The 17589-nt window shown below is 65.5% G+C and carries 14 protein-coding genes; 9 read left to right on the forward strand and 5 right to left on the reverse strand.

What is annotated here, in order from left to right:
* Positions 1-11: 11 nt before the first annotated feature.
* On the reverse strand, positions 12-2132 hold the full coding sequence (locus tag C936_RS0102260; RefSeq protein ID WP_369699444.1) for a TonB-dependent receptor family protein: 2121 nt from the start codon (positions 2130-2132) through the stop codon (positions 12-14).
* A gap of 6 nt (positions 2133-2138) precedes the next feature.
* Entirely contained in the window at positions 2139-3548 is a 1410-nt protein-coding gene (locus C936_RS0102265; RefSeq protein WP_018649137.1) for a hypothetical protein, read from the reverse strand.
* 213 nt (positions 3549-3761) lie between these two features.
* Here C936_RS0102265 and C936_RS0102270 point away from each other — a divergent pair, with 213 nt between their 5' ends.
* The 3 genes from C936_RS0102270 (at position 3762) to C936_RS0102280 (ending at position 7798) form a co-directional block, all read left to right on the forward strand.
* Positions 3762-4847, forward strand: a complete 1086-nt coding sequence (locus tag C936_RS0102270; RefSeq protein WP_018139768.1) for an ABC transporter substrate-binding protein — start codon at positions 3762-3764, stop codon at positions 4845-4847.
* A 108-nt stretch (positions 4848-4955) separates the two neighbouring features.
* Positions 4956-6722 (forward strand): iron ABC transporter permease, encoded by a 1767-nt coding sequence (locus C936_RS0102275; protein WP_018649138.1) that lies wholly within the window; start codon positions 4956-4958, stop codon positions 6720-6722.
* Positions 6719-7798, forward strand: coding sequence for an ABC transporter ATP-binding protein (locus C936_RS0102280; RefSeq protein WP_018649139.1), 1080 nt, complete (start codon positions 6719-6721; stop codon positions 7796-7798). Before C936_RS0102275 ends, C936_RS0102280 begins: the two co-directional genes overlap by 4 nt.
* Before the next feature lie 204 nt (positions 7799-8002).
* Here C936_RS0102280 and C936_RS0102285 read toward each other — a convergent pair whose 3' ends face one another.
* Positions 8003-9154 (reverse strand): OprO/OprP family phosphate-selective porin, encoded by a 1152-nt coding sequence (locus C936_RS0102285; RefSeq protein WP_018139771.1) that lies wholly within the window; start codon positions 9152-9154, stop codon positions 8003-8005.
* 286 nt (positions 9155-9440) lie between these two features.
* Here C936_RS0102285 and C936_RS0102290 point away from each other — a divergent pair, with 286 nt between their 5' ends.
* The 3 genes from C936_RS0102290 to phnE all read left to right on the forward strand — a co-directional run bounded on the left by C936_RS0102290 (position 9441) and on the right by phnE (position 12013).
* The gene (locus C936_RS0102290) at positions 9441-10295 is read left to right on the forward strand and encodes a phosphate/phosphite/phosphonate ABC transporter substrate-binding protein (RefSeq protein WP_231362268.1); all 855 of its coding nucleotides are present in this window, start codon (positions 9441-9443) and stop codon (positions 10293-10295) included.
* Between the two features lie 74 nt (positions 10296-10369).
* Complete coding sequence (phnC, locus tag C936_RS0102295; RefSeq protein ID WP_018139773.1) at positions 10370-11176, forward strand: phosphonate ABC transporter ATP-binding protein; 807 nt, start codon at positions 10370-10372, stop codon at positions 11174-11176.
* 30 nt (positions 11177-11206) lie between these two features.
* Entirely contained in the window at positions 11207-12013 is an 807-nt protein-coding gene (gene phnE, locus C936_RS0102300; protein WP_018175088.1) for a phosphonate ABC transporter, permease protein PhnE, read from the forward strand.
* Positions 12014-12123: 110 nt separating this feature from the next.
* Here phnE and C936_RS0102305 read toward each other — a convergent pair whose 3' ends face one another.
* The gene (locus tag C936_RS0102305; RefSeq protein WP_012981439.1) at positions 12124-13743 is read right to left on the reverse strand and encodes a BCCT family transporter; all 1620 of its coding nucleotides are present in this window, start codon (positions 13741-13743) and stop codon (positions 12124-12126) included.
* Between the two features lie 240 nt (positions 13744-13983).
* On the reverse strand, positions 13984-15036 hold the full coding sequence (locus C936_RS0102310) for a porin (protein ID WP_018139775.1): 1053 nt from the start codon (positions 15034-15036) through the stop codon (positions 13984-13986).
* Positions 15037-15323: 287 nt separating this feature from the next.
* Between C936_RS0102310 and C936_RS0102315 the strand changes: the two genes are divergently transcribed.
* The 3 genes from C936_RS0102315 to C936_RS0102325 all read left to right on the forward strand — a co-directional run bounded on the left by C936_RS0102315 (position 15324) and on the right by C936_RS0102325 (position 17581).
* On the forward strand, positions 15324-15842 hold the full coding sequence (locus C936_RS0102315) for a MarR family winged helix-turn-helix transcriptional regulator (RefSeq protein WP_012981441.1): 519 nt from the start codon (positions 15324-15326) through the stop codon (positions 15840-15842).
* A gap of 26 nt (positions 15843-15868) precedes the next feature.
* Positions 15869-16270, forward strand: a complete 402-nt coding sequence (locus C936_RS0102320; protein ID WP_018175089.1) for a hypothetical protein — start codon at positions 15869-15871, stop codon at positions 16268-16270.
* 69 nt (positions 16271-16339) lie between these two features.
* Positions 16340-17581, forward strand: a complete 1242-nt coding sequence (locus tag C936_RS0102325; protein WP_012981443.1) for a Zn-dependent hydrolase — start codon at positions 16340-16342, stop codon at positions 17579-17581.
* The last annotated feature ends 8 nt before the right edge of the window (positions 17582-17589 follow it).

Here is a 17589-nt window from a genome sequence, read left to right on the forward strand (position 1 = left end):
GTGGTGGCGCTCTAGCGCCCGAAGGTCATGCGCATGCCGGCCATCAGGGTCAGGCCGGGGGCCGGCTCGTAATAGCGGCGGTTGCCGTCGTTGATGCGGATGTTGTCGACGTTGTCCGCGTCCAGCAGGTTGTTCGCGGCCACGAAGGCCTCGACATGGGCGTTGCCATCCTGCCAGTGGCGGCCCGCGCGCAGGTTCAGCGTGGTCTGTCCGCCCACCCGTTCGTCGTTGGCGTCGTTCACGTAGCGCCCGCCTGTGTACAGCGCATCGATGGTGAAAAAGTATGGCCCCTGGCGCCAGTCGGCCTCCACGAACAGCTGCTCGCGCGGCAGCCCGGGCAGGCGGTTGCCGTCGCGCCGTTCGCCCTGCTGGTCCACGAAATCCCGATAGCGGAAATCGTTCAGGCTGAGCGCGCTGGACAGCGTCCACTGCTCCGTCGCGGACCAGTCGACCGCCAGTTCGAAGCCGCTGCGCGCGGTTCGGCCAGCGTTGGTGTAGAACGTGCGACCGTCCACGTTGGGCTCTTCGAACGGGGCGATCTCGTCGCGCACGCGGGTCGCGTAGACCGAGGCATCCCAGGCCAGGCGACCGGTCTCGCGGCGGATCCCGACCTCGATGCTGCGTGCCCGCTGAGGGTCGAGATCGGCGTTGAATCCGCCCCCGCCCTCGGGATTCGCGAACTCGGTGAAGGTCGGGGTCTCGAAGTTGGTGGCTACGTTCACGTAGGCCCGGTAGTCCGGCTGGAAGTGCCAGATCAGCCCCGCCATCGCGCTGGTCTCGCGGAAGGTCCGCGCATCCGAGCGATCCGGTTCGCCCACCCGGTCGGAGAAGTGGTCATCGATGGACATGCGGATGCGGTCGTGGCGCGCGCCGAGCACCATGTTCCAGTCCGACCCCAGCGCGGTGTCGGTCTGCACGAAAACCCCGCGCGAGCGGGCGCGCTCGCGCTGGTCCAGCGCCAGATCCCCAACGACTTCGTCTTCGTCACAGTCCAGCTGCCCTGGTGCGAAAGTACCAGACGTACAGCGCCGGGTGCGATCGTCACGCTGTTCCTCCAGGTCGATCCCGGTCAGCACCCGGGTCGGGCCGATGTCCTGTTCGTACTGGGCGTTGAGCCCGTAGAAGTCGCGCTCGTAGGCTACCCGCGAGTCGCCGGGAAATGGCAGTTGCTGCGCGTAGTCGCGCTGGGTCCAGAAACCACCCAGGCGCAGCTCGCCGGGGCCGAGCGACTGCTCCCACTGCAGCCCCGTTGTGAGCTGCTCGGCTTCCTGGGTGCTGTCGAGGGCCGTGGCCAGCGGGGCGGCCGCGCGCCGGTTCTGGCGCATCTCCTCGCGCGTGAGCCCGCCGGGGTCGTCGGTGCGCGGGGCATCGAGGTAACGCAGGTGAAAATTCAGCGTCCCCGCCTCCAGCTCCGAGGCGGTGTGCAGGCGCAGGTAGCGCTTCTCGGCGGTGGACTGGTCGCGGTAGCCGTCGATGGCGAAGTCGTGTGCCGTCAGGGAGTAGCGATGGGTCCCGTGATCCTGCTCGGCGATGGCCTCGGCGCGGCGATAGCCGTAGCTGCCCAGCATGACTCCGCCGCCAAAGCCACGCGCGTCGCGCCCGTCGCGGGTGCGCGCCGAGATCACGCCTCCGGAGGCATTGCCGTACAGCGCGGCGCTGGGCCCGCGCAGGACCTCGATGTCGCGCAGGTTCAGCAGGTCGATGGCGTCCACCTGCGATTGGCCGTCCGGGGTGGTCTCGGGGATGCCATCCTGCAGGATGCGCAGCCCGCGCACCCCGAACGGCGCGCGCGAGCCGAAGCCGCGGATGGAGATGCGCGCGTCCTGCGCGAAGTTGTAGCGGTTCTGGGCGAACAGCCCCGGAACGCGATTCAGCGACTCGTCCAGCTGCAGGCCCTGGCGCCCCTCGGTGGCCTGGCGCTCGTCCACGCGCGATACCGCCGCCGGCAGGTCCGCCAGCGGCGTGGCCAGCCTGGGCGCGGTCACCGTGATCTCGACCGGGTCGAGCACGGGTACGTCGTCCTCGGCGATGGCCGTCGGAGCGGCCAGGCCCAGCACCGGCAGGGACAGCGGCAGCAGAGCGACCGGTCCCCTGAGGCTCCGGGTCTGCCCGTCTGCCGGTCGCCTGGGCATCGCGCGTTAGTCCCGGAGGGTCAGCTGCTCGGTCAGGAGCTCGCCATGATCGAGGAAGGCGTCGTACAGCGCCCGGCTGCGTTCCGCCAGCGCCTCGTCGTCGCCCCAGGACCCTGGGCGGTCGAAGGCCTCGCCCGTACGGTAGCCATTGGCCACGGCCATCATGAAGGCCGCGACGGATCGGGTGGTCACGGTCGGGTCGGTCACCGATCCATCCTCGTAGGCCAGGCGTGTGGGGAAGATGGCAGACCCGAGCTGGTATTCGAGCGCGCCCTCGAGCAGGCGGTCAATCGCCGCACCCAGTTCGCCTTCCAGCTCCGGCGCCCGCTCGCTCAGCAGCTTTGCGGTCCCCTCGCGTTCGCGCAGCAGGGAAAAGCCGCCGGTGACCTGGTGGACGAACCGCCATTGCGCGGCGACGTCGACGTGGTCGGAGGCCGCACGGGCCTCGCCGTCCTCGAACGCGATGCGTTCGGGCAGGCCCCAGTCGCGGATCGGCCCGTCTTCGGACACGATGGCGCGGGTGATGGACGCAGTGCGGTCCGCCAGCGTCTCGGCGCGCCCCTGATCGTCCGCATCCCCGAACAGGTAGAGCGTCTCGTAGACCCCCTTGAGGCCACGCAGCAGCGCCCCGACCTGATCCACCGACCACTCCGCGCCCTGGTCGCGGACAAACATCCCGGCATCATCATCCCAGGCCGCGTCGGCGGTGTCCGCCATGGCCCGGGCGATCTCGACCATGTCGTCGCGCGAGTGGCCCAGCCAGCCCGCGAGGGTCTCATGCTCCAGCTGCCCCATGTCGTCCTCGCCACCCGGCTTGTGCTGGCGCACCCAGGCGTATGCGGGGCCGTGCAGGGCGTCGAGGCCGAAGGCGAGGGCATCGGTGCCCGAGTCATTCGCCGCTGCCACCTCGCCGTCGGCGTAGCGTTCGTTGACCAGGTGGTCCGCCAGCGCCGACATCAGCGGTGCCGGGTTGTGGGTGATCTCGTCGTACAGGCCCAGGTGTTCGAAGCGACCCCCGCTGTGATGCATATGGTAGAGATACGCGGCATCAGCATAGGCCGCCGGAGCAGCCTCGTCGTCACTGCCGGACTGTGCGCGGATGCGCCCTTCATCTACCAGCTTGCCGTGCACCGTATCCAGCAGGCCGAGCCAGGTCTCGCCGATCTCCCGCATCGGGCCATCGGCGAGTTCCGGACGGTAGTCGTCATGCCCCAACTCACTGTCGCGCATCAGGCGGCCCTTGACCGTCAGTGCCCCCAGCGTCATGAACGCATCATCGGCGGTCATCCCGTCGGCATGCACCAGCACGCGGTCCTCGCCATCGAGCCCGTGAGCAATTCCGAGAGGAGCGGCCTGTGCTGTCGTGGCCAGTGTCACAGCGATGGCCGCTGTCAGCGGTGCAAAGGCTGCCTTCATGGTCTTGTATCCCCTTCTCGCGAATGTTCCGGCCCGAACTGTATGGACCAAACCCTACTGAAACTCCTGACTCCGCACACGGGTAGCGGTTCAATCGGAGGGGGTCTCGGGCCTCCCGCGTGCGTTAACAAAACTTCATACGAGTGCAACGGGTTCGTCATCCGCTCCGCCTAGCGTGGGTGCGCCATTCGTGCAAGACAGGAGCAACCCGACATGCAAGATTTGAAGCCTTCCGCTCGTCTGGCCCCCTTGGTGCTGGCCATCAGTGCTGCATTCAGCGGTGGTACCGCCATGGCTGGGCAGGCGATCGATGCCGATGATGTCGATGCCGGCGAAGTCGCGCTCTCCGACGACGTCCTGACGGTCTATCTGCATGACCATGGTGATTCGATCGCCGCTCGTTTCACCGAGGATACCGGCATCGACGTGCAGATCGTCGACATGAGTGGCGGCGAGATCCTCGCCCGCATCGAGGCCGAGCGCGTGAACCCTCAGTGGGATGTGGTCTACGTGATGGGTCACGGCAGTGTCCATCGGCTCCACGAGGACGGCATCCTCCTGAAGGACGACTGGCAGCCCGAGGCCGTCAGCGACTATACCGAGCAGGCCCAGAAGATCTACGAGCGTCACCCCGATGCCTCGTGGTGGCCGGTCACCATCAGTGCCCCGGCCCTTCTCGCGTACAACCCGAGCTGCGAGGGGACCGAGGACATCACCGGCTGGGACGCCCTGCGCGATCCACAGTTCGAGGGCCGCATCGGGATGCCCAACCCGAACATCTCCGGCCCGGCCTATCCCTACGTGGCCTCGTTCTTCGAGGATGACATGGATGCCGGCTACGAATTCTGGCAGGACGTCTTCGACAACGGTGTGCGGATGTACCGCTCCAACAGCCCGGTGGCCGAGGCCCTGATGACCGGCGAGCTTTGCGTGGCCGGTCTGGAAGAGCCCAACACCTACGGCGAGGTGGAGAAGGGCGAGGACATTGGCATCGTATACCCGGAAGAGGGTGTGCCGGGCGCGGCCCGTGGCGTTGGCATCTCCGCCGACACGAGCGTTAGGGACGACGCCCGTGCCTTCGTCGAGTGGCTGCTTTCCGCCGAGACGCAGGACTACCTGACCGAGATCGAGCATCGCAACAAGTTCTTCCAGCCGGTGAATCGCAACGCCTCGCCGAACGAACTGCTGCCGCCGAACGATTTCCTGGACGGGGAAACTCCGTACGTCTTCAGCGACTACGTCTGGATGGGCGAGGTAGAAGCCGAAATCAAGCGCTGGTTCGCTGACCAGGTGATGTAACCCGGCCCCTCCACTGCCGGATGCAGTAATGGGGCTCTGCTGGGACACGGCAGGGCCCCTTCTTCTTGTAGCGACCCGGGCGTGGCTCCATACGCCCAAGGAAATCCGATGACCTCAGTCCCCGTGCGTTCGATCGCCCCGACACCGTCGCCGCTTGCCCGTCTGATGGGCCGCCTGCCGGCCAGTGATTCCCTGGTCGTCTGGCTGGTGACCGGGGCGCTGCTGATTCTGGTCGCCCTGCCGCTGACCGCGATGCTGTTGCACCTGGCGTTCCCGCGCCTCTATCTCGGCGATTTCACCCTCGGGGATTTTCAGCTCTTCCGGGATCTCTGGGAACGCCGGCTCTGGCGTACTTCGGTGACCAACTCCCTGTTGCTGGCGACCGGGACCATGGTGCTCGGGACCATCATCGGCGCCGGTCTCGCCTGGATCCGCCACAACTACCGCTTCCCCACCGCCAGCCTGATCGATTTCGCCGCCTGGTTCGTGCTGGTGATGCCGTCGTTCATCATCGCCCAGGGCTGGGTGCTGTTTTCGCGCAGCAGTGGCACGGCCGCCCAGCTCGGCATGCACTGGGTGAACGACTTCGTGTTCTCCCTGCCGGGGCTGATCACGGTGATGGCGCTGACCAACTTTCCGCTCGCCTATCTGGCGACCAGCGCGGCCCTGCAATGGGATGTCTCGCGCTATGAACAGGCAGCGCGGCTGTGCGGCGCGAACGCTGTCCAGACCCTGTGGCGGGTGCGTCTGCCACTGCTGATTCCGGCCTTCGCCTCCGCCGCGATCCTGGTATTCGTCGACAGCATCGGCGACTTCGGGTTGCCGGCGGCCTTTCTCTCGGTATTCAGCTTTCCGCTGATCCCTTACAACATTCGGGCGGAGGTCGCGACGGTTCCCGTATCCTTCGAAGGTGCTGCTGTACTGTCCTTCGTGCTGGTGAGCCTGGTCGGGGCGGCCATTGCCCTGCAGATCCGGGTGCTCCGCAACGGCGGTCGCGACTTTCTGACCGCGGCAGCGGCGCCGCGCAACCGCCCGAAGCCGCGGCTGTGGCCGCTGCTGACCGCAATCAACCTGGTGTTCCTGACGCTGGCCATCTTTGCCCCGCTGGGAACCAGCCTCTCGGTCTCGTTCATGGACCGCTACAGCCAGGGCCTGACCCTGGGCAATCTGACGCTGAACAACTACATCGACGTCCTGTCCGAGGGATCCTCCCTGCTGCCGGCGCTGCGGAATTCCTTCTTCATCGCCTTAACGGCCGCGGGCATCTCGATGGTGGTGGGTTTTCTCGCCGCCTACCTGCTGGCCTTCAGCAGCAACCGCATGAAGCAGTTCATCGACGTCGCCTCCACGGTTACGCTGGCGGTGCCGGGGATCGTCCTGGCGGTGGGCTACATCTTCATGTGGAATCAGCGCTGGCTGGCCGATCTCGGGATCCAGGTCTACGGCAGTCCCTGGGCGATCATCCTGTGTTCGGCCGCGGCCTCGGTCCCGATCGCCGTACGGATCGTGCTCGGTGCGATGTCGCAGACGCCGGGGTCGTTTATGGCCAGCGCCGCCTTGCAGGGCGCCGGGCTGTTCACGCGCCTGCGCAGCATCCTGATGCCCATGGTCCTGGCCGGCCTCCTCTCGGCCACGCTGGCGGTGTTCGCGACCAGCGTCTTCGACCTGGCGATCACCATCATGCTGCAGCCCCCAGGCTACCCGACCATTCCGGTGATCATCGACGAAGCCTTCCGCACCGTGGAGTACGGCTGGGCCACCGCCGCCACCGTGATCGTCTGCAGCCTGACCGCCCTGATTATCGTCGCCGCCCGCTGGGCCGTGCGACGCGCCTTCCCGTCCTATTTCCTTGTCAGCGAGGACCACGCGAAATGAACCAAGACAGCGTAGACGTCAGTATCCGCGGCCTGACCCGCCGCTACCAGGACAGCATCGCGCTGGACTCGGTGGACCTGGATATCGCCTCCGGCGAGGTGATCGCCGTGCTTGGTGCCTCGGGCTGCGGCAAGTCCACCCTGCTGCGACTGCTGGCGGGGCTCGATACCCCCAGCGAGGGTACGATCGCGATTGGGGGCCACCAAGTGAACGGGCCCGGTTTCCACATCCCGCCGGAGCGGCGCCCGGTGAACATGGTCTTCCAGGACTTCGCATTATGGCCGCACATGAACGTGCGCAAGATCATCGAGTTCGGGATGCGTCACCGGCATATCCCGCGCGCGGAATGGAGCGCACGGCTGCGGGAGTTGCTGGACCTGCTGGAACTTCGAGGGTTGGAAGATCGCCTCCCGCGCCAACTCTCCGGGGGGCAGCAGCAGCGCGTCGCCATCGCGCGGGCCCTGGCCACCCGGCCCCGGCTGCTATTGCTCGACGAGCCGCTGTCCAACCTGGATTCACAGCTGCGCCTGCAGATGCGCGACGAGCTCGCGGCCCTGCTGCGCCGGATCGGCACCACCGCGCTGTATGTAACCCATGACCTCCACGAGGCCATGACCCTGGGCCACCGGCTGGTGGTCATGCGCGACGGCCGCATCGAGCAGAGCGGGACTTCGGGCGAGATCTTCCGCAATCCGGGGAGCCCCTGGGTTGCTGGTCTGGTCGGTTTCTCCAACCGGATTCCCGTGGTCGTGGAAGACGTGAACGGCGGGCGGGTCCGCGTGCGCAGCGGCAGCCATCTGCTCGAGGCCAGCAGCGGCGAGGCGTTAAAAGTCGGTGACGAGGCACTCCTGCTGGCCCAGCCTCAGGCGCTAACCCTGACCACTGGCGATGGGGCCAATCGGCTGCGGGCCCGCGTCCAGAGCTGCCACTTCGAGGGCACTGGCTGGCGCCTGCGCTGTCAGAGCGAGGCCGCACCCTTGACCGTTCATACAGAAAACCCTTTTGACGAAGGCAAGGTGGTGACTATCGAGGTTCCGGCGGATAGCGCGCGCGCCTATTCCCGAACGGCGGCCTGATTCCGCTTTCCCGGATCCCTTGACGGCGTTTGGCAAGCGCCGTGAACAGGCTCGCCTGTCCCACTATCAAGGTGTCGCCATTGTTCAGCCCCGTGGGCCATCCAATCTTCCACTCGCCAGTGGAGTGGTTTCGACAAGCGCACAAAAAAGGCCACCGGACGGGATGTCCGGTGGCCGAAGGCCCCCGAGGAGGCTACGGGGAGATCAGAAGTTGTACTGCATGCGGGCGAGGAAGATGTTCGGGCTGTCATCACGGAAGGCACCGTTCGACAGACTGTCCACCGCGTCGCTGTCCTTCACGTCTACCATCACGTAGTTGGCCATGAAGCGCAGGTTGGAACTGACGTAGTAGTTCAGGCCCAGCGTGAAGTTGTTCTGCTCGCCGCCCAGGATGTCGGCATCGCCGAGGTCCACCGAGCTGTAGCGCGCGGCGATCTCCCAGGCACCGGAGGGGCGCTGCGGGTCAATGGTCCGGAAGCCGGTGGGTCGGTAGCCGCGGGTCTCGCCGGTCAGGACGTAGCCGGCCTGGACATGCCAGCCGTTGAAGGTGAGGTCGGAGCCCGAATCGCGATCCACCTCGGCCTGCAGGTACTCGGCACTGGCATGGAACGGGCCGCTGAGGAAACCGAACTCCAGCCCGGCCTTGGTGGTGGAGCGCGCGTCCAGCGAGCTCGTATCGATCAGGCGGGTGCCTTCGGTCGGACGCGACTCCGGGCGATCCCGGAAGCGCACGCTGCCTTCGCGCGCGTTGCTGGAGAAGGCCTCGTGAGAGAGCGAGGCGCCGAGATGGATCGTCTGGTCACCCCGGATCGGGTTGAACGTGACACGGCCGGCCATGCCCAGGGGGGCGTCGCCATCGGGATCACCCTCGATGGAGTGGGAGTAGCCCATCACCGAGAAGTGGTAGTTGTCGCCGGACTGGCCGTAACCCAGGCCGATGCGGCGGGAATCCGTGAAGACCTGCGAGGATGCGCGCTCGATGAAGGTCATGCGATTGGAGCTGGTCAGCTGCTCCATGCCCTGGGGCACCTTGAACTGACCGAACTGCCAGGTGCCGGCATCAGTGTCGTAGGTGACCTTCAGGTCGTTGTAGCTGATGCTTCCACCGGAGAAATCGAACTCCAGCTGGTAGCCCCAGTTCCCGATGAGAGAACCGCTGCCGCCCAGGCGTGCCCGACGCACAAGAAAACCGTCCTGGAAGGCCTCGTCTTCAAGGTTGTCGGTGTCGTGGAAGGCGGCATCGAGGTGCAGGCGTCCGCGCGGATCGAATGTCAGATCGGCCGAGGCCGGGGCGCTGATCGCGATCCCCAGCCCAAGGATCAGCGAAGTATTTACGGTGTATCTGACGGCTTTCATGTACTCCCTCCTGTAATCGAAAGCTTGTTCGGATATTCCGGACCGGTAGCCGAAGACCGGCGCCGGGCAGGAGGGATGCCACCCTAGTGGTGGGGTATGGCAGGGCGGTTACATGCGGGCTTCGATTTGGTGACATCCGGCCAGGGGGGGGGCGCGCGGCTCATTTGTCACGGTCTTGTCATGCGGAAGCCACGTGAGCGCAACGTGGGGCAGGCAGGGTAGCGCCTCGAATCGCCGGACCCTGATGGTCGGCACACCGCCCCCTCGTGACCTGCATGGAGAGACCATGAAAAAGACTGCACTTGCATTGACGATGAGCCTGACCCTCGGTGTCTCGGCCTCCGCTCAGGCTGACCCCTGTCCCGACACTCTGCGCTTTGCCGATACCGGCATCGAGGGTATGGAAGAGATGGTTCGCACCTTTGGCCCGTTCGGCGAGGCCCTGGGCGATGCCGTGGGATCCAGGATCGAGTTCTTCCCGGTTAGTGACCGCACCGCCGCGGTCAATGCACTGCAGTTCGACCAGGTCGACATCATCCTGGCCGGCCCGTCCGAGTACGCGGTGATGCGCTCACGTCAGGATGTGCAGTTGATGGTCGGTCTCGAGCGCGCCGAGTACGGCACTGCCTTCGTGGTCCATGCCGACAGCGATATCCATTCGCTGGAAGACCTGCGCGGCAAGGACATCGCGCTGAAAGATGCGGGATCGACCACCGGCCACATCGTGCCGTCCTGGATGCTGGTGAATGCGGGTCTGGACCTTGATCGTGACGTGAACACACACCTGCTGGATGGCGCGCGCTTCGAGGCCCTGATCAACCGCGACGTGGATGCCATGGGATCCGGTGTGCGTGATGTTGCGCGTCTGAAGGAGCGCGACCCGAATGGCGACTACCGCGTCATTGCCGAGAGCGACACCATGCCCCGCGATGCCTTTGTCGCCCGCGGCGGCCTCGACCAGGCCTGTGTGGCCCATGTCAACGAGCAGATCATGGCCGATGCCGAAAATCTGATGGAGGCCATACTCGGGCCGGGTCGTCGTGACAAGTACACCAATGCCCGCTTCGTCAATGACCTCACCGAAGAGGAATTCGACCTCATCACCGAGGCCTATGATCTCGTTGGCATTCGCCTGAACTAAGCCCCGGCAGCAACATTTGCAGCAGGAGACCCGGTGCCCTTGGGCATCGGGTCCTCGCTCCGTGGAGTGATGTGATGAACCCCATTGTAGTCAAGGATCTGCACAAGCACTTTGGCTCGATCCATGTATTGCGCGGTCTCGATTTCGAGGTCGCCCCCGGAGAAGGTACCGTCCTTCTCGGGGCGAACGGCTGCGGCAAGTCGACCCTGATGCGCTGCCTGATTGGCCTCGAGCGGCCGGATGCCGGCACCGCCGAGGTCGCTGGCATCGACATCGCCACCGCTGGCCGACGCCGTTTGCGGGAAGTACGCCGCTCCGTCGGGATGGTTTTCCAGCGGTTCAACCTGGTCGCCAATCTGTCGGTCCTGCAGAACGTCCTGTTCGGTGCGCTGGGACGCCAGCCACTGGGCGTGATGGCACTGGCCTCCCCTTGGGCACCGCAGGAAGAGCGCGACCGCGCGATGCACTGCCTGCACCGAGTAGGGCTCGCCGATCGGGCCGGCCAGCGTGCCGACACGCTCTCCGGCGGCCAGCAGCAGCGAGTAGCCATTGCACGCATGCTGATGCAGGCCCCGCGATTGGTCCTGGCGGACGAACCCGTCGCCAGCCTCGACCCGAGATCCGGGCGCGAGGTGATGGACCTGCTCTGGGAGATCGTGCGGGAAGAGGGCATGACCGTGGTATGCACCCTGCATCAGCTGGACCTTGCTCGTGAGTACGGCGACCGCCTGCTTGGCATGAAGGCCGGCAAGATCCAGCTCCAGGGGCGTATCTCCGATTTCGATACCGGCAGCCTCGAATCGCTTTACCACGGCGAGGTCCGGGTGGATGGTGACCCGCGGGAGGAAGTGCCTCTCGCAACCGCTGCCTCTGCCTCCTGACGCGCCCAGACCTTTCACGGAACCAACCCAATGCATCCAGTCGATCAACGAGTGGCGGCGCTTGCGCCCGCCCGATTCACCTCGCCCTCGGTCTTTACCTGGGTGATTCTTGTAGGTTTCGCTGCCTTCTTCATACAGGGCTTTCTGTCCGTTGATGTCACCCTGGCCCGTCTGGTTCAGGGATTCGGCAATCTCGGGGGATTCTTCGCTCAGGCCTGGCCGCCCGAGACCAGCCGGCTGGAGCCGATTGCCTGGTCCATGCTGGAAACCCTGAACATGGCCATTGTGGGCGTGACGGTCGGCGTAATCCTGAGCGTGCCGATGGCCCTGCTGTGCGCCTCGAACACCGCCCCCAATCGCCTGGTGCGGACCCTCAGCCGGACCATCGTGGCCACCATGCGCACCATCCCCGATCTGATCTGGGCGCTGATCTTCGTGGTTGCGGTGGGGCTTGGGCCGCTGGCCGGAATCCTGGCCATCATCATGGACACCATCGGTTTTTGCGCACGCTTCTTCTCCGAACGTATCGAGGAGGTCTCGAAGGGGCCATCCGAGGCCCTGGCCTCCACCGGCGGGGGCCGGCTCTCGGTGATCTTCGGGGCCATCCTCCCCGAGTCGACGGCCTCGATGACCGCCACCAGCCTGTACGGGGTCGAAAAGGCGATCCGCTCGGCCGTGGTGCTGGGGCTGGTCGGGGCCGGCGGCATCGGGGTCGAACTGTCCACCGCAATGCGCATGTTCCAGTTCGATCAGGCGTTGACGATCATCCTGGTGATCCTGGTCGTCGTCATTGGTTTCGAACAGATCTCCTCAGCAATCCGTCGTCGAGTGATCTAGACGGTCAGGGACTGTGTCGATATGAGAAGGGTGAGCACGGCGCAGAAAAAACCCCGCCGGTCGAGGGACCGGCGGGGTATGGGTCGCCTGGGGTAACTTTTGCCGACGGCTTACCCGGTTGCCTCCTTCAGACGGATCAGCTTGAGCTCGTGGAACAGCCCCATCATCAGGCTGACGCACATGAACAGCAGCACGATCACGAAGGGCAGGCCGGCGCTGACGGCACCGGCCTGCAGGGCCTGCAGCGCGGCCGCGCCACCCACCGCCAGCAGCACACCGGCGATCACGCCCTCGACCGTGGCCCAGAACAGGCGCTGGGACTGCGGGGCGTCGGTCTTGCCGCCGGAGGTGATCGAGTCGATCACCAGCGAGCCGGAGTCTGACGAGGTGATGAAGAAAACCAGGACCAGGGTGATTGCCAGCAGTGAGGTGATCGTGGTCAGCGGCAGGTGCTCGAGCATCTGGAACAGCGCCAGCGAGGAGTCACTGATGCCGTCGGCCAGTGCACCGACCCCGTCGCGGGCCTGATCCAGGCCGGTCCCGCCAAAGGCACTCATCCAGATCACGGTCACGGCCGTTGGCACCAGCAGCACCGCGGTCACGAACTGGCGTACCGTGCGCCCGCGCGAGACCCGTGCGATGAACATGCCGACAAACGGCGACCAGGAGATCCACCAGGCCCAGAAGAAGATCGTCCACTCGTGATAGAAGGTCTGGTCGTCACGACCCACAGGGTTGCTGAGCGGCCACATGTACTGGGCGTAGGCGCTCAGCGTGATGCCGGTATTGGAGAGGAAGGCGATAAAGCCGCCGAACAGGGCCACGAACAGTAGCAGTACCACCGCCAGCGTCAGGTTGATGTTGCTGAGCACGCGCACCCCGCCATGGATGCCGCGCATGATCGACAACAGGGCAATTACCGTGACGCCGATGATGATCGCGACCTGGGTGTTCAGGCCGGCTTCGATGCCGAACACCGACTCCAGCCCCGATGCCGCCTGCTGCGCCCCAAGACCCAGGGAGGTGGCCAGGCCGAACAGGGTGGCCAGTACCGCCAGGGTGTCGATCACATGCCCGAGCGGGCCCCAGATCCGCTCGCCGAAGATCGGGTAGAACGCGGAGCGAATGGTCAGCGGCAGGCCCTTGTTAAAGGCAAAGAACGCCAGCGCCAGGCCTACCACGGCATAGATCGCCCATGGGTGCAGGCCCCAGTGATACATCGTCGCACCCAGGGCCGCGTGCTTCGCTTCCTCGGTGCCGCCCTCGATGCCCAAAGGCGTCCCGAACCACTCGGTGAAGTAGCCTACCGGTTCGGCCACGGCCCAGAACATCAGGCCGATGCCCATGCCGGCGGCGAACAGCATCGAGAACCAGGACAGCACGCTGAAGTCCGGCTTCGCATCCTGGCCGCCAATCCGGATGCTCCCGACCGGCAGCAGGATCAGGGCCAGACAGAACAGCACGAACAGGTTGCCGGCCGACAAGAACAGCCAGTCAAAGGTCTCGCCGATCCAGGCACGCGTGGCGCCCAGGCCCTCGTCGGCCTGTTCCGGGAACATCAGGGACAGGATCACGAACGCGAGGATCAGCAGGGCGCTGACGGCGAATACCGGGTTGTGCAGATCCAGCCCCAGCGGGTTGATGTTCTGTTCCCCGATCTCGTGATCGGTCTCGTAACGGGCCTCGAGCTCCTCGATCTCCCGTTTCGGGTCTTGTGCGTTGTCGCTCACGCTCACCTCCTTGGTGTGATTGGGGGACGCTGGTCCAGACGTTCTCCGGTCCATCGCCTGGAACTGTCTGACCGCCAGGGCGGTAGTCTTCGATTGAGACCGCGTCTCCCGAGGTACGAGTCGTTTCGTTCTGGCATCCGGCCGTCGGAATCCGAAACGAAAAATTCGGGACCTTCATGGCTGACTTCCATTGCTCACCCGCTAGCGGGTGAGCAACAAACGTGCGCGGCGGATTGGCTTCTAGAAGCTGTAGTGCATGCCGACCATGAACACGTTGTTGCTTCCATCCTCGGGAAAGTCAGCCCCGGCCCGGCCGGTGTCTCGGGCCCTTGATGCCGGTACCGCACCGGTTGCTTCTTCTTCGTAGTAGTACTCGGCAAACAGGGACAGCCCGTCCATCCAGTTGAACGCGTAGCCCAGGTGGAAGACGTCTCCGCCGTAGTTGTCGACGTTGGCGTAGGTTCCGTGGAATATATGTTGCCCCACGGCGTAGGCGGCGTAGATGTTCGCGGCGACGTCGCCGTCGTCCCCGAAGGCCCCGGCGTCCTGGTCGCTTTCAATGTATTCGACCTTGGCACCCATCGACCATGGGCCCATGCTGTGCATCGCGGACACCCCCCAGATCCGAGTGTTCTGCTCGCCATTGGCATCATCGACCCCGACGGAAAGAGTCGTGTCGCCGAAGGCGTACGAACCGGTCACCTGGTAGCGATCATCTGGAGAGCCCGATGCATCGTCGTAGCCGCCGTTCGCGCTGTAGGAGGCCGCGAACGAGAAGCCGTTGAAGTCCGGAGAGTAGTACATGAGGCTGTTGCTCTCACGGAAGGTCGTATAGGTCGCGAAGCCGCTCTGGTAGGAGTAGAACATGTCCACCGGGAAGGCGATCGCGTTGTAATACGGCAGCCAATCGCGGCCATACGCCACGGTACCGAATGCGCCGTCGAGCCCGACCTTGCCGATGCGGACGTCCTCGTCTTCGCCACTGAAGGGGTCCTGTACTCGGCCGTTGGCCAGGTCGAGCGGGATTTCCAGCTGCGCAAACGCGTTCAGGCTTTCATTGATCTCATAGTTGGCGTTGAAGCCGATGCGTGAATAGGCATCCCGGAAGCCGTCATAGCTGTCCTCGCCATCCGGGTCCGCCGTTTCGTACTGCAGTCTCAGTGACCCGTAGAAATCGAACTCGACGCCCCCTGCACCCTCCTGTTCTGCGGGGCTGACCGCTGGCGCCAGAAGAAGCGCCGTGGCAACGGCCCCGGCCAGTGGAGTGAGATTCCACGAAATGTTGTTTTTCATTATTCGTTCCTTTTGGCAGTTCGATCCTGGAATCCGAAAGAGAAACAGGCCCCTGTACCCCCGGGGGACCGATGGCGAGCTCCCGAGGAACCGCCACAACCGTTTCTGTCGCGTATGGCTAACGAGAGGCCCGTTTTGTTGCCCAGAGACCGGATCCTGGTGACCTCGGCTAGCCGGAAACCCCATTAATAGAACGCGCTCGCCGCTTTCGCCAGCAAAGGACAAGTTGCAACTCCATTATTTTTGTACAAAACTATATGGCATTTGCCATACTGAGTCCGACTGTGATGTCAGCTGTTTCTGCCCAGAACGAACCTCATCGCCCCGCGACGGAAGGGGAACCGGATCTGTCGCGTTCCGTGATCCGTCAGCTGCGCGTGATCATCCGCGCCCTGCAGGGGCATTCGCGGGCAGTGGAGCGTGCCTGCGGGATCAGTGCCTCGCAGTTGTGGGCCCTGTGGGAGCTGCAGCGCACGCCCGGGCTGAATGTCAGCGACCTTTCGCGCCGGCTGTCGGTGCATGCCTCGACCACCTCGAACCTGCTGGACAAGCTGGAATACAGCGGGCTCGTCGAGCGCCGCCGCCCGGAGAAGGACCAGCGCATCGTGCGGCTGTATGTCACGCCCAAGGGGGAGGCGCTCCTGTCCGACGCCCCGGCAGCCCCCCAGGGCGAGTTGAACCGCGCGTTGCACGCTCTCCCGCCCGAGCGGCTGGCGGATCTGGACGAAGGGCTTACCCTCCTGGTCGAGGCGATGAACACCACCGAGCCTCGTGCCGGTCTGCAGCCGTTCGAGGTGAAAACCTGAGCGGCGTGGCCGCCAGGTAACGCGCCATGCGCTCCCTCCTGCCCGCCAGCCTGCTGCTTCTGCTGCTGCCGCTGGTTGTACTGGCCGAGCCCCGATTCGACGACCCGCCCACGGACTCGCGTGATGGCGGTCTAACCCTCGAATGGAACGCCGAGGGGCCCGTCGAACTCGAACAGGCGAGCGGTCCGGACTTCGACGACGCCCGCGTGATCTATCGCGGTGGCGACACCAGCAGCGTAATCAGCGGCCTCCCGGACGGCGAATATCGCTTTCGCCTGCGGGCCGATGGCGCGGACGACTGGGCCGACGAGGCCCGGATCGATGTGGCGCACCACAGCCTGGCCCGCGCGTTCGGCTTCTTCGCGCTGGGAGGCGTCGTCTTTCTGGTCCTGATCGTGGCCATCCTGCGCGGTCGCCCGCGCGACTGAATTCACCTGCCCCGCCCCGTCGATCCGCGTGTACCGCGACCGGGGCCGGCGGCCCTATCGGAGAACACGATGCACGAACTCAAGATCAACATGCAGCGCCTGCAGCAGGACATTACCGAGCTGGGGCAGATTGGACGCGATGCCGACCGTGGCTTGCACCGCCGGGCGTTCAGCGAGGGCGACCGCGCGGGGCGCGAGTGGTTTCGCGGCCGCCTGGAGGCCGCGGGCCTCGACGTCTGGCAGGATGGCGCCGCCAACCTGCACGGTCGCCTGGACTACGACGGCAAGCGCCCGGTGGTCGCCATGGGCTCGCATCTCGATACCGTCCCCGGTGGTGGCCCGCTCGATGGTGCCCTGGGGGTGCTGATCGGGCTGGAGGTGCTGCGCACGGCCAAGGAACACGAGGTCGACTTGCAGTACCCGCTGGAGGTCATCGACTTCACTGACGAGGAGGGCCGCTTCGGCGGCATGTTCGGCTCCCAGGCGATGGCCGGAAAGCTGACCCCGGAGAGCATCAGCCATGCCCGTGACCTCGAGGGCATCACCCTGGTCGAGGCGATGGCCAACTGGGGCCTGAATGCCGACGACGCCCTGAGCGCGCGGCGCGACCCGCACACCCTGCACGCCTTCATCGAGACCCATATCGAGCAGGGTCCGGTGCTGGATCGCCGCGGCCTGAGTGTGGGTGTGGTCGAGGCCATTACCGGCCTGTTCAAGTGGGAGGTGCGCCTGAAGGGCCAGCCGAACCATGCGGGCACCACGCCGATGGACATGCGCATCGACGCCTTCCAGGGGCTGGCGGAGTTCGGCGGCGAGATCAATCGTCTGCTGGAGGAGCACGGCAGCCCGAACTCGCGCGCGACTATCGGCCGCGTAGAGCTCTCGCCGGGCGCGGCGAACACCGTGCCGGGCATGGCGACCTTCTCCTTCGAGGTGCGCGATACCGACGAGAAGGTATTGACCGCGCTGGCCCACGCGGCCCGCCGCACGCTGTCCAGCCTCGCGCGCCGGCGTGACCTGATGTTCGAGTTCGACGTGCTCTCGGAGATCGATCCGGTGCGCTGCGACACGGGCATCGTGCAGACCATCGAGGCGACCGCCGAACGCATGGGGCTGGAGTACCTGACCATGCCCAGCGGCGCTGCGCACGACACCCAGAGCATGAGTGCAATCACGCGTACCGGCATGATCTTCGTACCGAGCCTGCAGGGGCGTAGCCATTCCGCGGCGGAATGGACAAACTGGGAGGACATCGAGACCGGCGCCAACCTGACGCTGCAAAGCGCCCTGGCCCTGGCCGCCCGTTCGTGAGCATCCCC

It is taken from the genome of Thioalkalivibrio sp. ALJ4 (assembly GCF_000377225.1).
GTDB lineage: Bacteria > Pseudomonadota > Gammaproteobacteria > Ectothiorhodospirales > Ectothiorhodospiraceae > Thioalkalivibrio.

What these genes read in the sequence shown, in the direction of transcription:
- C936_RS0102260 (WP_369699444.1), bottom strand. Translation starts at nt 2,132, where the DNA reads ATGCCCAGGCGACCGGCAGACGGGCAGACCCGGAGCCTCAGGGGACCG.
- C936_RS0102270 (WP_018139768.1), top strand. Translation starts at nt 3,762, where the DNA reads ATGCAAGATTTGAAGCCTTCCGCTCGTCTGGCCCCCTTGGTGCTGGCC.
- C936_RS0102315 (WP_012981441.1), top strand. Translation starts at nt 15,324, where the DNA reads ATGTCAGCTGTTTCTGCCCAGAACGAACCTCATCGCCCCGCGACGGAA.
- C936_RS0102325 (WP_012981443.1), top strand. Translation starts at nt 16,340, where the DNA reads ATGCACGAACTCAAGATCAACATGCAGCGCCTGCAGCAGGACATTACC.
- C936_RS0102310 (WP_018139775.1), bottom strand. Translation starts at nt 15,036, where the DNA reads ATGAAAAACAACATTTCGTGGAATCTCACTCCACTGGCCGGGGCCGTT.
- C936_RS0102265 (WP_018649137.1), bottom strand. Translation starts at nt 3,548, where the DNA reads ATGAAGGCAGCCTTTGCACCGCTGACAGCGGCCATCGCTGTGACACTG.
- C936_RS0102275 (WP_018649138.1), top strand. Translation starts at nt 4,956, where the DNA reads ATGACCTCAGTCCCCGTGCGTTCGATCGCCCCGACACCGTCGCCGCTT.
- C936_RS0102290 (WP_231362268.1), top strand. Translation starts at nt 9,441, where the DNA reads ATGAAAAAGACTGCACTTGCATTGACGATGAGCCTGACCCTCGGTGTC.
- C936_RS0102320 (WP_018175089.1), top strand. Translation starts at nt 15,869, where the DNA reads ATGCGCTCCCTCCTGCCCGCCAGCCTGCTGCTTCTGCTGCTGCCGCTG.
- phnE (WP_018175088.1), top strand. Translation starts at nt 11,207, where the DNA reads ATGCATCCAGTCGATCAACGAGTGGCGGCGCTTGCGCCCGCCCGATTC.
- C936_RS0102285 (WP_018139771.1), bottom strand. Translation starts at nt 9,154, where the DNA reads ATGAAAGCCGTCAGATACACCGTAAATACTTCGCTGATCCTTGGGCTG.
- C936_RS0102280 (WP_018649139.1), top strand. Translation starts at nt 6,719, where the DNA reads ATGAACCAAGACAGCGTAGACGTCAGTATCCGCGGCCTGACCCGCCGC.
- phnC (WP_018139773.1), top strand. Translation starts at nt 10,370, where the DNA reads ATGAACCCCATTGTAGTCAAGGATCTGCACAAGCACTTTGGCTCGATC.